Annotated in this window: 14 protein-coding genes and 1 tRNA gene; 8 read left to right on the forward strand and 7 right to left on the reverse strand. The window is 65.2% G+C overall.

What is annotated here, in order from left to right; translation table 11 throughout:
* Positions 1 to 118 precede the first annotated feature (118 nt).
* Positions 119 to 448, forward strand: coding sequence for a thioredoxin (gene trxA, locus ACTJKX_RS26885; RefSeq protein ID WP_068292695.1), 330 nt, complete (start codon positions 119 to 121; stop codon positions 446 to 448).
* A gap of 59 nt (positions 449 to 507) precedes the next feature.
* On the opposite strand, the gene ACTJKX_RS26890 is transcribed toward trxA, so the two are convergent.
* Complete coding sequence (locus tag ACTJKX_RS26890) at positions 508 to 1,368, reverse strand: 3-keto-5-aminohexanoate cleavage protein (protein WP_440727081.1); 861 nt, start codon at positions 1,366 to 1,368, stop codon at positions 508 to 510.
* Between the two features lie 75 nt (positions 1,369 to 1,443).
* Between ACTJKX_RS26890 and ACTJKX_RS26895 the strand changes: the two genes are divergently transcribed.
* From ACTJKX_RS26895 to ggt, 3 genes are all read left to right on the forward strand, one after another.
* Positions 1,444 to 2,346: a MurR/RpiR family transcriptional regulator gene (locus ACTJKX_RS26895; RefSeq protein ID WP_440727106.1), complete on the forward strand. Its 903-nt coding sequence runs from the start codon at positions 1,444 to 1,446 to the stop codon at positions 2,344 to 2,346.
* A complete protein-coding gene (locus ACTJKX_RS26900; RefSeq protein WP_440727082.1) occupies positions 2,343 to 3,698 on the forward strand; it encodes an aspartate aminotransferase family protein in 1,356 nt (451 codons plus the stop codon). Before ACTJKX_RS26895 ends, ACTJKX_RS26900 begins: the two co-directional genes overlap by 4 nt.
* Before the next feature lie 271 nt (positions 3,699 to 3,969).
* Complete coding sequence (gene ggt, locus ACTJKX_RS26905) at positions 3,970 to 5,715, forward strand: gamma-glutamyltransferase (protein ID WP_311939787.1); 1,746 nt, start codon at positions 3,970 to 3,972, stop codon at positions 5,713 to 5,715.
* Positions 5,716 to 5,855: 140 nt separating this feature from the next.
* Here the strand turns inward: ggt and grpE are convergent, their stop codons facing one another.
* The 3 genes from grpE to ACTJKX_RS26920 all read right to left on the reverse strand — a co-directional run bounded on the left by grpE (position 5,856) and on the right by ACTJKX_RS26920 (position 8,037).
* Positions 5,856 to 6,500: a nucleotide exchange factor GrpE gene (gene grpE, locus ACTJKX_RS26910; RefSeq protein ID WP_440727083.1), complete on the reverse strand. Its 645-nt coding sequence runs from the start codon at positions 6,498 to 6,500 to the stop codon at positions 5,856 to 5,858.
* A 98-nt stretch (positions 6,501 to 6,598) separates the two neighbouring features.
* Positions 6,599 to 7,222 (reverse strand): (d)CMP kinase, encoded by a 624-nt coding sequence (gene cmk, locus ACTJKX_RS26915; RefSeq protein ID WP_311939783.1) that lies wholly within the window; start codon positions 7,220 to 7,222, stop codon positions 6,599 to 6,601.
* A 29-nt stretch (positions 7,223 to 7,251) separates the two neighbouring features.
* Positions 7,252 to 8,037 (reverse strand): hypothetical protein, encoded by a 786-nt coding sequence (locus ACTJKX_RS26920; protein ID WP_440727084.1) that lies wholly within the window; start codon positions 8,035 to 8,037, stop codon positions 7,252 to 7,254.
* Positions 8,038 to 8,305: 268 nt separating this feature from the next.
* Between ACTJKX_RS26920 and ACTJKX_RS26925 the strand changes: the two genes are divergently transcribed.
* The 4 genes from ACTJKX_RS26925 (at position 8,306) to ACTJKX_RS26940 (ending at position 10,035) form a co-directional block, all read left to right on the forward strand.
* Positions 8,306 to 8,701 (forward strand): TIGR02300 family protein, encoded by a 396-nt coding sequence (locus ACTJKX_RS26925; RefSeq protein WP_367623691.1) that lies wholly within the window; start codon positions 8,306 to 8,308, stop codon positions 8,699 to 8,701.
* 187 nt (positions 8,702 to 8,888) lie between these two features.
* A tRNA-Ala gene (locus ACTJKX_RS26930) sits at positions 8,889 to 8,964 on the forward strand.
* 291 nt (positions 8,965 to 9,255) lie between these two features.
* A complete protein-coding gene (locus ACTJKX_RS26935; protein ID WP_394313411.1) occupies positions 9,256 to 9,567 on the forward strand; it encodes a hypothetical protein in 312 nt (103 codons plus the stop codon).
* A 210-nt stretch (positions 9,568 to 9,777) separates the two neighbouring features.
* Positions 9,778 to 10,035 (forward strand): GlsB/YeaQ/YmgE family stress response membrane protein, encoded by a 258-nt coding sequence (locus ACTJKX_RS26940; protein WP_311939775.1) that lies wholly within the window; start codon positions 9,778 to 9,780, stop codon positions 10,033 to 10,035.
* Positions 10,036 to 10,213: 178 nt separating this feature from the next.
* On the opposite strand, the gene ACTJKX_RS26945 is transcribed toward ACTJKX_RS26940, so the two are convergent.
* The 3 genes from ACTJKX_RS26945 to ACTJKX_RS26955 all read right to left on the reverse strand — a co-directional run bounded on the left by ACTJKX_RS26945 (position 10,214) and on the right by ACTJKX_RS26955 (position 13,493).
* Positions 10,214 to 11,161 (reverse strand): tagatose kinase, encoded by a 948-nt coding sequence (locus ACTJKX_RS26945; protein WP_440727085.1) that lies wholly within the window; start codon positions 11,159 to 11,161, stop codon positions 10,214 to 10,216.
* A 44-nt stretch (positions 11,162 to 11,205) separates the two neighbouring features.
* Entirely contained in the window at positions 11,206 to 12,432 is a 1,227-nt protein-coding gene (locus ACTJKX_RS26950) for an ROK family protein (RefSeq protein ID WP_367623695.1), read from the reverse strand.
* A 176-nt stretch (positions 12,433 to 12,608) separates the two neighbouring features.
* Positions 12,609 to 13,493 (reverse strand): sugar phosphate isomerase/epimerase family protein, encoded by an 885-nt coding sequence (locus ACTJKX_RS26955; RefSeq protein WP_311939769.1) that lies wholly within the window; start codon positions 13,491 to 13,493, stop codon positions 12,609 to 12,611.
* Positions 13,494 to 13,618: the final 125 nt, after the last annotated feature.

Genomic DNA, 13,618 nt, shown 5'->3' on the forward strand with positions numbered 1-13,618 from the left:
GTGCACATTCGCGCGAGAGGCCATTCCGCTCCTTGACGCTGGGCCGGTGCATTCCTAGCTTGAGGGCAACGGATATTTGCATGGCGATTCCGCCATTCCCGCTGTGGAGATTCTCGAAATGGGTGCCAACACGATCAAGGTCACGGATGCCTCCTTCGCCAATGATGTGCTGAATTCGGCTGAGCCGGTCGTCGTCGATTTCTGGGCCGAGTGGTGCGGTCCGTGCCGCATGATCGCGCCCGCCCTCGACGAGATCGCCACCGAGATGGCCGGCAAGGTCAAGATCGCCAAGCTGAACGTCGACGAGAACCCGCAGATCGCTTCGCAGTTCCGCGTGATGTCGATCCCGATGCTCATCGTGTTCAAGGACGGCAAGCCCGTTGCCCAGAAGGTCGGCGCCGCTCCCAAGGGCGAGTTGTCGCGCTGGGTTTCGGCCTCGGCGGCCTGAGACGAAAACTCGCTTCAGCATCTGCTTTGTGAATGAAGGCGGCCTCCGGGCCGCCTTTTTCATGCCGCCAGCGTTGCCGCACGCAGGGCATCGGCATCGCCGATCTTCAGGCCGATCGCCTCGATCGCCTGGCGTGTCAGCGACACCAGTTCGGCATTGTCCCGGGCCAGCGTGCCGTCGGGGCGATGAAGGTTGTTCTCGAATCCGACGCGGGCGTGCCCGCCAAGTCGGGCTGCGGCGGTGACGCAGGCTGCTTCCTGCGGCCCGGAGGCGCACAGGCTCCAGGGATCGAAGCGTGGCATGTCCTCGGCGAGGAAGGGCAGAAGATCGGCGGGGCTGGAGGTCTGGTCCGCCGTATAGCGGCCGAGAACATAGAGCACGGGCAGTTTTTCATAGGGGATGAGGCCCCGCTGCTGCATGTCGGCCAGGCGCACGGCTTCGTCCGGCGTGTAGAGGATGATCTGCGGCATGGCGCCGATCAGCCTGAGGAACAGCAGCAATTCGGCAAAGGCGGCTTCCTCGCCGGCAACGGGCACGAGTTCGCGCAAGGCAAGCGATACCGCCTCCGGCCTGGTGGCGCGGATGACGGCCCTTTGTTCCGCCGGTGAATAGAGGCCGAGCGCCTCGCTGGTGACCTGCACCACGAGATCCTTGCCCGCCACGGCGGCAATCGCGGCGATGACGGCGCGATAGGCCTCGGCATCGAGCAAGTGGCTGCCATCCTTGCGCCGGACATGGACATGGATCATGGCCGCCCCGGCCTCGAGACAGGTTGCGGCCGTCTGCGCCAGGGCGGAGGCCGTCATCGGCAGGGCCGGGTGATCCGCCTTGGTACGCCGGCCGCCATTAGGAGCGACGGCTATGAAACGGGGCGCGCAATCCAGCGTAGCCGACAAATCCGTCTCCGGGTAAGGATTCATTTGTGCCAATATGATAGCATATGATACATTTGTTTCAATAATCCTTCCGACGGAGCACAGCGCATGACCAAGCTTGTGGATCTCGACGGCCTGGCCGCGGAGATCGTCAGGGGCTTTGACGCGATGCCGGCGCAGATCAAGGCAGCCGCGCGCTATGTGCTGGAGAATCCGCGCGATGTCGCTCTTCTGTCGATGCGGGAACAGGCCCGCCGTGCCGGCGTGCAGCCGGCGACCATGATGCGGCTGGCTCGGCAATTGGGTTTCGACGGTTACGAGGCCCTGCGGGAACGGCATGCCGACACATTGCGGGAAGCGCCGACAGGTTTCGCGGGCAAGGCGGGCGACCATCTTACCCGGCAGGAGCGGGGCGGCGACGGAGACCTTGCCGCCGCCATGCTCGCCATGCTCGGCGCCCAGCTTGGTGGGCTTGCGACAGCCAGGCCGCTTGCCGCATTTGCTGGCGCTGCGCAGGCGCTTGCTTCAGCACGCCGCATCCATTGCCTTGGCCTGCGGGCGAGCCATCCGGTCGCCTGGCACCTGCATTATGCACTCACCCTGATCGGCAGGCCCAGCGTGCTGCTCGACGGGATCGCCGCCACCGGCGCCGACGCCCTCATCGGTGCCGCCCCGGGCGAGGTGATGGTGGCTGTCAGCCTGCAACCCTATACGCGCCTCACCCTCGAGCTCGCTGAGCATGCCGCTTCGCATGGGCTGTCGGTCCTCGCCATCACCGACAGCGAAGTGGCGCCGCTGGCCAGGATCTCGCGCCATCACCTCGTCGTGCCGACGGCCAGCCCCTCCTTCCTGCATGCCGCGACGCCGGCCTTCGCGGCGGCCGAAGTGCTGGCTGCGCTGGTGGCCGGCCATGACGGCGAAGCCGCACTTGCCGCCTTGCGCCGGACCGATGCGCATCTGGCCGCCCTCGGCACCCACTTGACCCAGCGTCCCCAGCCGAAACTTCCGGGAGCCTCTCCATGAGCCATCTGCTCCACCGTGCCGCCAATGCCGTCATGCCGGTTGCCGCCGGGGCGCGCGGCATCGAACTGATCGATGCCGCCGGCAAGCGCTATATCGATGCCTCGGGCGGGGCCGCGGTCTCCTGCCTCGGCCATGGCCATCCGGCCGTGCGGGAGGCCCTGCACCGCCAGCTCGATATGCTTGCCTATGCCCATACCTCTTTCTTCACCACCGAGGTCGCCGAGCAACTGGCGGATTGCCTGATCGCCCATGCGCCTGCCGGGCTGGAGCGGGCCTATCTCGTCAGCGGAGGCTCGGAGGCCGTCGAGGCGGCCCTGAAGATGGCGCGGCAATATTTCGTCGAGAAGGGGCAGCAGCAGCGCCGGCATGTGATTGCCCGGCGCCAGAGCTTTCACGGCAATACGCTGGCGGCCCTCGCCGCCGGAGGCAATCAGTGGCGCAGGGCCCAGTTCCTGCCGCTGCTGATCGAGACCCATCATATCGATCCCTGCTTCGCCTATCGCTTCCAGGCACCAGGGGAGAGCGACGAAGCTTATGCAGCGCGGGCCGCACAGGCCCTTGAGGACAAGATTCTCGAATTGGGGCCGGATGAAGTCCTCGCCTTCCTGGCCGAGACGGTGGTCGGCGCCACGGCGGGCGCGGTGCCACCCGTTGCGGGCTACTTCGCCCGCATCCGCGAGATCTGCGACCGCTACGGTGTCTTGCTCATCCTCGACGAAGTCATGTGCGGCATGGGGCGTACGGGCACGCTGCATGCCTGCGAGCAGGAGGGCGTGGCGCCCGATCTCATGACCATCGCCAAGGGCCTCGGCGGCGGCTATCAGCCGATCGGCGCCGTCCTGCTCAGCGGCGCGATCTTCGAGGCCTTCGCCGGAGGTTCGGGATTCTTCCAGCATGGCCACACCTATATGGGCCATGCCATGGCCGCCGCGGCCGCCTTGGCCGTACAGGAGACAATCGTGCGCGATAATCTTCTGGCCAATGTCGTCGTCATGGGCGGCCACCTGCAGGAACGGCTGGAGCAACGTTTCGCCAACCATGCCCATATCGGCGACATCAGGGGCCGCGGCCTGTTCCGCGCCATCGAGTTCGTCGCCGAGCGCAGCAGCAAGCAGCCCTTCGATCCCGCGCTCAAGCTCCACGCCGCCGTCAAGCGCGAGGCCATGGCGCGCGGGCTGATGATCTACCCGATGGGCGGTACCGTCGATGGCGTCGAGGGCGACCATGTCCTGCTGGCACCACCCTTCATCATCGAGCGCAACGCGGTCGATGCCGTGGTCGAGCGCCTTGGCGATGCGGTCGATGCGGTCGTGGCCAGCCTGCCGGTGGCAAAGCGCCGAACGATTTCTTGAAGCTGAGAGGGTGCTGGGTCAGACACGGCTCTATCGACGCAAGCCGAAATCCCGTCTAGCAATGAGACCTTCGGAGGCGTGCGCCGCCGGCGGGCCGTTGATGCGGTCACGGGGAGCGGTCGTGCCGAGATGATCGATGTTCCCGAGCAAGTCGGGTGCAGCGGAGGCCTGATTCTCTCAATCTGGTTCGAATCAGGCTCTGAACGTCAAGGAAATGAGCGCGGTGTTCCGGCCTCGGGGGGCGGAAACCGCGCAGTCAGAGGAGGAGCCTATGCACCACGTCCGTCCGGTGACCGTCACCGGTCTTGTCGTCGCACTGACCTTCGCACCCCTTGCAGGGGCCCATGCCGCTTCGCCGGCGCCGGTGGAGGCCGAGCACGGCATGGTCGTCACCACCCAGCGCCTGGCCACCCAGGCCGGCGTGGATGTCCTCAAGAAAGGCGGCAACGCCATCGATGCCGCCGTGGCGGTCGGCTACACGCTGGCGGTGGTCTGGCCGGAAGCCGGCAATATCGGCGGCGGCGGCTTCATGACCATCCGCACCAAGGACGGCAAGTCGACCTTCATCGATTTCCGCGAACGGGCGCCCAACGCTGCCACCAAGAACATGTATCTCGACGACAAGGGCAATCCGGTGAAGGGCGCCTCCACGGATGGCTATCTCGCCGTCGGCGTGCCCGGCTCGGTGGCAGGCTTCGAATATGCCCGCGAGAAATATGGCTCCCTGCCGCGCAAGGATTTGATGGAAGCCGCCATTCGCTATGCCAAGGATGGCTATGTGCTCGGCCAGGGCGACGTCGCCTCGGTGAAGGAGAATGCCGACTGGCTCAAGCGCGATCCCAACGCGGCCAAGATCTTCCTGCAGGCCGACGGCAAGCCGCATGCGGTCGGCGACACCTTCAAGCAACCCGATCTCGCCGCCTCGCTTTCCGCCATTTCCGAAAAAGGCCAGGATGCCTTCTACAAGGGCGCGATCGCCGATGCCATCGTCAAGGCGTCCGGCGCCAAGGGCGGCATCCTCAAGAAGGAGGATTTCGAGCAGTACAAGGTGCGCGAGCTCGAGCCGGTGAAGTGCAATTATCGTGGCTACGACATCATCTCCTCGCCCCCGCCGAGCTCGGGCGGCGTGATCATCTGCGAGATCCTCAACGTGCTGGAGGGCTATCCGCTCTCCTATCTCGGCGCCGATTCGGCCAACACCGTGCATCTGATGGTGGAGGCGATGCGCTACGCCTATGTTGACCGCAACTCCAGCCTGGGCGATCCCGATTTCGTCAAGAACCCCGTCCCGCATCTGCTCGACAAGAACTACGCCGCCGAGATCCGGGCCAAGATCAATCCCTACAAGGCCGGCGTTTCCAAGGAGCTGATGCCCAAGGGCATGGGCGAGTCCAAGGAAACCACGCATTATTCGATCATCGACAATGACGGCAATGCCGTCGCCGTCACCTATACGCTGAACGGCTCCTATGGCGCCGGCGTGGTGGCCGAGGGTACCGGCATCCTGCTCAACAACGAGATGGACGATTTCACCGCCAAGCCCGGCGTGCCCAATCTCTACGGGCTGGTGCAGGGCGAGGCCAATGCCATCGAACCCAAGAAGACGCCGCTTTCCTCGATGAGTCCCACCGTGGTCACCAAGGACGGCAAGCCCTTCATGGTGATCGGCAGCCCCGGCGGCTCGCGCATCATCACCATCACGCTGCAGGCCATCCTCAATGTGATCGACCATGGCCTGGATATCCAGGAAGCCGTCGATGCGCCGCGCATCCACCATCAATGGCTGCCCGACCAGATCTATACCGAACCCCAGGCGCTCTCGCCCGACACGGTGAAGCTGCTGGTCGAGATGGGCTACAAGGTGGATGAGGGCGACCCGGCCTGGCCGGTCTGGGGCAAGGCCGCCGGCATCCTGGTCGGCGGCAAGGATCTCGCCACCATCAAGAAAGGCGACGGTGCCCGTTACAACGGCGCCATGGACAGCCGCGTCGAATCAGGCCTGGCGGCCGGATATTGAGGCTGTCTCTCTACCTGAAAAGACCGTGACATTTGTCATTGCCGGGCTCGACCCGGCAATCCAGTCCGGCTTTCGGGAGAACTCGACATCTGGATGCCCGGGTCAAGCCCGGGCATGACAAGGATCGGTGTTTATTGGATTCAGGCCTGCTTTTCGGCTTCGGCGGCCTGCTTCGGGCCGCCGCGGGCGACGCCGACCATGGCCGGGCGCAGCACGCGCGAGCCGATCGAATAGCCGACCTGCACCACCTGGGCCACGGTGCCGTTGGGCACGGAGGGATCGGGGATCTCGAACATCGCCTGATGGAAATTGGGGTCGAAACGCTCCCCCTTGGGGTCGAGCTTCTTGACGCCGTGCTTTTCCAGCGAGCGCAGCATTTCCTTCTCGGTGAGCTCCACGCCCTCCATCAGCGCCTTGACGGCGGCATCTGTCTCGCGAGCCTCGGCAGGGACGCTCGCCAAAGCACGTTCCATGTTGTCGGCGACGCCGAGCATGTCGCCGGCGAATTTGGCGATGGCATATTGGCGTGCATCGTTGAGTTCGCGCTCGCCGCGGCGGCGCACATTCTCGATCTCCGCCATGGCGCGCAACACGCGGTCCTTCAGCTCGGCATTCTCGGCCTGCAGCTTGGTGAGAACCTCGAAGGCATTGTCGTTCTCGGCGGTCTGGTCGGCGCCGGCTTGTTCGCCACCAGCCTGGCCCGCGCTGTCCGCCGTCGGCGCCGCCGGGGCGGCCGCCTCGGCCGCGGCGCGGGTCTCGGTTTCGGGTTTGGTCTTGCTGGTCATTTCACCTTTTCCAACTCATGTTCGGCCGGGATATCAGCGTCCTCGCCGATAAAATCAAGGGTTGATGCTGCGGACAACCTTAATCCGCCCATTTTGAATCAACGCCGATGGCGCTCGACCAGAGCCAGGGCGGCGGCAAAGGCGCTCTCGACGTCGAGGGCGGTGGTGTCGAGCACATGGGCGTCGGGCGCCGGCTTGAGGGGGGCATCGGCGCGGCCGGCGTCACGGGCATCGCGCTTGCGGATATCGGCGAGCACGGATTCGAAAGGCGGGGCATCGCCGCGCTTCTCGAGCTCGAGATGGCGCCGGCGTGCCCGGATCTCGGCATCGGCGGTAACGAAGATCTTCACCTCGGCGCCGGGCGCGATCACCGTGCCGATGTCGCGCCCATCGAGCACGGCGCCGCCGCGCTGATGGGCGAAGCGACGTTGCAGGTCGAGCAGGGCCTTGCGCACCTTGGGGTGGGCGGCGACCACCGAGGCCGCTTCGCCCATTTCCCGCCCGCGCAGCCGGTTCTCGTCGAGGCTGCCGACATCGAGCCCGTCGGCGATCTCGGCGGTGGCGTCCGCATCCTCGAGATCGAAGCCACCATCGATGGCGGCTCGTCCGACGGCGCGATAGAGCAGGCCGGTGTCGAGATGGGGCAGGCCGAGATGGGCGGCCAGGCGCTTGGCCAGGGTGCCCTTTCCGGAGGCGGCGGGGCCATCAATGGCGATGATCATGACGAGGCACCAGGACTAAACATCAGCGACTACACATCAGCGGAGGAAGGCGGAGTTTCCGCCGGTAAGGTTATGGTCGCGGGTCGCAGCGTCGGGCGGCCCTGAAGCACGATGAGGCGTGCGGAGCGCTCGGACGCTGTCGCGACATCCGCTCCGAAGAGCCGAAACAGGCATATGGCTTCGTCTCCGGCCGCCTGCGGCGCGACGACGCGGGTCTCACCGGGCGCATTGAGGCCGGCGAGCAGCACGGCCGAGATCGCCAGGTCCGGCTTGATCGGGGATGAAGTGCCGCCCTCGGGCATCTGCCAGACGATCGGCACCGCGTCGACGGCACCCCGCAAGGTCAGGGGCAGGCGTGTGCCCTCGGCCGAGGTGACGATCTCGGCGCCCATCCGCGTCAGGGGCACCAAGGCAGGCGCTATCGGGCAGGCCTGCAAGGTGGGATCGCCATCGAAGCTGGCCGTGACGCCGTGGCTGGCGGCAACGCCCATCATCAGGACAGCGCCTGCCAGGGATCCCCCCAAATCGAGGCTGCCTTCCGGCGAGAGCAGGCCGCCGACCCCGACGCCGTGAATGCGCCAGCTTCCGTCCGCGGCGCGCTCGATCGCCGCACCCAGCCTGCGGCAGGCCTCGGCGGTTGCCAGGATGCCATCGCTTTCAGGAAGGTTTTCGATACGCGTCTCGCCCACGCTGAGGAGGCCGAGGACGATGGTGAGCAGACCGGCTGTATCGTCGCGTGCCGCCGGGTTTGCCCGACCCTGCTCCGTGGACCGGTGCGCAGGAAGCGAAACGGCGTGGGAGGGCGATGCGGGCAAGGAGCGGCTCCGAACAGGCGGAAGGAATTTGCGGCAGGGCGGAATGCCGATGGCGAGGGGCTCGGCCCCGCATGGGCAGACCTGGAAGTCCGCCCGGCCAAACGCCCTAGCATGGATGGCCCGAAGGGCAAAGCCGGCGGTGGGAGGAATTCTTGATTCAACCCCTTGCCAGATCGCGAAAAAACGCCATCTTTGCGATTCTGATTGACATAGGGGCTTCTAGTCTGTAGCGGCCTCGCACTTCGATTTCCGACATAAGGTACACGCCGTGGCCAGACCCGAACTTGGCACGAAACGCGTCTGTCCGACGACTGGGCGCAAATTCTACGATTTGAACAAGGATCCGATCATCTCGCCCTATACCGGCCAGGTGGTCACCATTGCAGCACCGCTCCTGCGCGGCCGTCCCGATGCGGTCGCTCCGCGCGCCGCCGATCAGACCGAGGACGACAACGATCTCGATCAGAACGCGGACGCCGAACTGATCAGCCTCGAAGAGGCCGATGACGAGGCGAGCGCCGCCAAGGCTGTGGTCGGCGACGACGACATCGATGTCGAGGATGATCCGGTCTCCGACGACACCTTCCTCGAAGAAGACGAGGACGAGAATGACGACGTCACCGATCTGATCGGCGACGGCATCGAGGACGACGAGGAAAGCTGAGGCTCGCAACGAGCTCGTTCAGGGACGCGGAGCCGGCCCGGTACCGCGTCTTTTCTCCAATCGAAAGATTTTACAAAATTTCTTCGCAAGACGTCTTGCATCGGGCCGCGAAACGTGACAAACGAGCGGCCCGTCGGCGGTGACGCCGAGGGACACCGAAGCAGCTCCCAGGCCGCTTCGCAAAAGTGGGGTCATAGCTCAGCTGGGAGAGCGCTACAATGGCATTGTAGAGGTCGGCGGTTCGATCCCGCCTGGCTCCACCACTTTCTTCCAGGACTTCAATGGCAGAAGTCAGGTTGCACCAAGCCCGCCGGCATCGAGCGGGCTTTTTTATTGCGCGATGAAAGCCCCCAAGGATTGCATTGCCTCTGTGCTGATGAGCGCCTAGAGTTTGATGGCGTTCCGTTCGGTTATCTCGAATGCCCGTCGATCATTGCAGCTCGATTGCTGCTTGCCGAGTTCGCCTGGTTCTGTGTTTCGCAGGCGATAGCCCGGATGACCGGGGTCAGCGAAAATGACCGAGGCAAGAGATGCCAAGCAAAGGGAGATAAAGCATGCGCTTTTCACTCAAGGCCTTGTTCGCTGTCGTCATGATGCTCGGCGGACTGGCTCTGACTTCGGCGCCGTCTTCGGCCCTGCCGGTTGCGCCGGTCGAGCGGACGGCCCCCATGGCAAATACGCTGGAAGGCACGGCCCAGGTCCAGCAGGCGCAGTATTACTATTATCGCCGGCACTACCGGCCGCGCTATTATCGGCCACGCTACTACCGGCCCTACCGGTATTATCGCCCCTATCGGCGCTATTATCGGCCGCGCTACTACTATTACCGGCCCTATTACCACCGCCGGTACTATTACGGCTATTGAGCCCTGCGGGTTTCGTCGTCGGGAGGCCCGCTGGTCGGGCCTCCCGATTCGATGTGGAACCATGACCCGATCCATGCGTTCTCACCGCGGGGCCAGCAGGGTCCCGTCTCGGTGCCATAGCGTCTAGCGAAGCCGGCAGCCTTGCCGCCAGTCGCAGGGATTGCCTTCAGCGGGCGTGCTTGGCTCCAGGCCTCACAAGAGGGGTGCAGTATGGAGAATCCGCAGGTGGGTTGGATCGGAGCCATCATCATCGGCGGCCTGGCGGGGTGGCTGGCCGAAATGTTCATGAAGAGCGATATGGGCATCCTCATGAACATCATTCTTGGCATCGTCGGCGCGGCCGTCGCCAATCTGGTGCTGGGCATGTTCGGCGTGGTTCTGGGTGGCTGGATTGGGTATCTCATCGCCGGATTCGTCGGAGCCTGCATCCTGATCGCGCTCGGAAGAATGCTGAAACGATCCGCCTGAGGCGCCGACGACCTGCGCCCGGCCGCTACCGGACGATGGGTGCGGGGCACGGCCCAGCCAGCGAACGCTGCTGGAGAACCCGGCCGGGCCGTGGCAGGGCGAGAGAGAGGCCCGATGCCCGGCCATGCTATCGTTGGCTTGCGACAGTTTCGTAACAAGTGCAGCGGGCTGTCGGGCTTCAGAGGCTGCGGGTTTGTGCCATGAAGCGGTCGAGTTCGATGAAACCCGCGCTCCCTTCCATCGGCCCCTGCACGGTCACGGTGTGGGCGCCGGCGGCATTGGCATAGCGTAGGGCCTCCGCGACCGGTTTGCCGAACCGGCGCGCCACCAGAAATGTTGCGCCGAAGCAGTCGCCCGCGCCGGTCGGATCGATTTCGGTCGCCACAAAGCCGGGCATGTCGGTGCGGCCCTCCTGGCTGAAATGGCTGGCGCCGCGGGCCCCGCGTTTCAGCACGATCTCCCTGACGCCCGTCGCCAGCAGGCCCGCCACCGCCTTGTCCTCGTCGCTCTCGCCGGAGAACAGCGACAACTCCTCCCCTGAGGGCAGGAAGAGATCGGTTGCTGCCAGCACGGTATGGAAGATCGCCTTGCTGCCGTCCCGCAGCGTCTCACGCCGGATGTTGGGGTCGAAGGAGACGGTGCCGCCGCGTGCCTTGAGCCCCGGCAGGGTCTTCAGGATCATGTCGGCGACCGCCGGCACCGGCAGTCCGGATCCCATGATGTGGAGATGGCCCGCTTCGGCGAGCACCGCCTCGGCCTCGGGCGTGGCGGCGATGCGCCCGGCGGCGCTGTCACGCATGTTGTAGACGAAGGCGCGGCCGCCATCCGGCCGGTAGCGTACGAAGGCGCTGCCTGTGGCCGCTCCCGCATGCACGGCCACGGCCGAGACGTCGACACCGTCGCGCCGCAGGCGCTCGAGGTTCAGCGTACCGAAATCGTCGTCGCCCACGGCCGAGACGATCGCGGCGGGATGACCGAGCTTGCCGACCTGGTCGATGAAGATCGCCGGCGCACCGCTCGGGAAGGGGCCGACCAGCGGTTGCGGCTCCAGGAAGCCGTTGCCGGTGGTGGTCGCCATGATCTCCACCAGGATCTCGCCGATGGTGACGATCTTGCCTGCAAGCATGGGAGGTTCCTCGATATCGGAGAAAAGGGGAGCGAGCCTGGGGCCTAGCTCTGGAACAGCGTGATGGGCTGTTCACTGGCATAGATCGCGCTCTCGTCGATGGAGAACATGCGCTGGTGCATCAGGAGGGCGCCGCCAAGGGCGGGGCCTTCGACGCCGAGAGCGGAAACCTCGATGCGCGGCAGCGGAAAGCCCTCGAGCAGTTCGCGCTGCATGGCCTTGCTGACCTCGGCGGCGACATGGGTGAAGACCGGCGCGACAGAGCCGCCGAGAATGATCAGGCCGGGGTTGAGCACGCTGGTGACCTGGATCAGGCCGGCGGCGAGGCGTTCGCCCCAGGCCCGCGCGGTGGCCACCGCCGCGCCTTCCCCGCGTGCAAGGCCCTGCAGCAGCCTGTCGAGATCGGCCTCGCCGCCCTGGCTGCGATAGAAGCCGAGGATGGCGTCCTTGCCGATATAGCTTTCCAGATGGCCCGGCTTGGAGCGGCCGGCCTGGACACTGTCGCCGCCGAGCACGATCTGGCCGAATTCGCCGGCAAAGCCGGCTGAGCCGCGCAACAGGCGGCCGCCAATGACGATGCCGCCGCCGGCACCGTTCTCGATCAGCAGGAAGGCGACGGTCTCCGAGCGATGCGTGGTGTCGCGATAGGTCTCGGCGATGGCGAAGGCATTGGCGTCATTCTCGATCGAGATCGCGGGATCGAGCGAGGGGAAGCGCCGCTTCAATCGATCGGTGACCATCTCTCTCAGCTTCACGTCGCGCCAGCCGAGCATGAGCCCGTTGATCACGGTGCCGTCCGAGGCCAGCAGGGCCGGCAGGGTCACGCACAGGCCGCGCAGGCGCTCGGGCCGATCGAGGCTTTCGATGGCCTCGGCGATCAGCGCGACCATGCGGTCGGTGCCGGCCTCGGGGGTTTCGCGATAGGTCGGGAAGGGCAAAGTGAGGCGCAGGATCTCCTGTGCCAGCATGTCGATGGCGACGACCGTAAGCCGGTCGACGCCGATCTCCGCGCCCAGAAAGCTGGCGCCGGCAGGATCGATCTGCACCCGGATGCCAGGGCGGCCGGTCTTGCCGGCATTCTCGCTGCGCGGTTCGTCGCGGCGCTCGACGGCGAGGCCTTCCGTCATCAGGCCGGTGATGATGTTGCCGGTGGTCGAACGGTTGAGGCCGAGGGCCCGGGCGAGGTCGGCCCGGCTCATGCCAGCGTCGCGGAACAGGGCATTGAGAGCCCTGATTTCATTGAGATGACGGACGGTTTGCGGCGTTGCCAAGATGGGGAGATCCGCTCGGAAGGGAGGAGGACACTACAATGTCTTGCGACCCGATGGAATCGTCAAACCGCGCAAAGGCGCGTCGAAACAACGTGTTAGAACAGCGTTGTCCCGGTCGCTTCCATGGATGGCGCATGATGCGAAGCGGCGCGGGCGGGCCGTATAGCAAGCCGCCTTCACGGCGTGCGGGCCGTCTCGGCCTTGCGCCGGGCTTCGGCGTAGCGATCGTCGATGAAGGCCTTGGCGCGCTTGGCGAGCTCGACATTGTCGGTCCAGGTGTTGCGCCAGATCGCGCAGATGATCGAGAGATCCTCGTCGACCACTTCGGAGGAAAAGCTCTCGAAGGTGATCCAGTCCTCGTAGCCGCTGGCAACGAGGGCGTCGAAAATGGCGGGGAAGTCGATCACGCCCGAGCCGAGATAGCCGCGATTGCTTTCGCCGATGTGGAAATAGCCGAGCTTGTCGCCGGCAAGCCGGATGGCCTGCACGGGGTCGGCTTCCTCGATGTTCATGTGGAAGGTGTCGAGGTGCAGGAAGATGTTGTCCGAACCGGTATCCTTGATGAAGGCAAGGCCCTGCGCGGTGGTGTTGAGCAGGTTGGTCTCGAAGCGGTTGACGATTTCGAGATTGAGGCTGACGCCGGCCTGCTTGGCCTTGTCGGCCAGGCGGGACAGCGTGGCCACGCTGTTGTCCCAGCCCTTGCGCGTGGGCAGGCTGCGATATTTGGTATGGGCCGAGAAGATGATGCCGCCGAGCTTGTGGCCGCCGAGATCGCGCGTGATGGCGACCGCGTCGGACAGGATCTCCTCGCCCCGGCGCACCACGGCGGCATCCTCGCTCGAAATGTCGCCTTCCAGGGGCAGGCCCATGGTGACTGTCACGGCAAGATCATAGTCCTTGAGGCGCTGCGCCAGCCAGGACACATCGAATTTGCGGGGATCGAGACGGGGAAATTCGATCAGCTTGTAGCCGAGGCGATGCGACTTCTCCATCGCGCCTTCGAGATCCTGCTGGGTGGTGCCGCCCGTCCATACGAAGGAATGAATACCGAGTTTGTCCATGATGGATCCTGCCCTGTTGCGCCGGCCGGGTTCCGTCCGGAACGTGCCGGCTCGATCATGCTTTTTTGGTCTTATTTTGTTGTGAGTAGCAGCAAACTTCTTTTCGTTCAAGCAAGGCCGCTCGC

Origin of the sequence: Labrys sp. 22185 (assembly GCF_052045555.1) — a bacterium.
In the GTDB taxonomy this organism is placed as follows: Bacteria; Pseudomonadota; Alphaproteobacteria; order Rhizobiales; family Labraceae; genus Labrys; species Labrys neptuniae.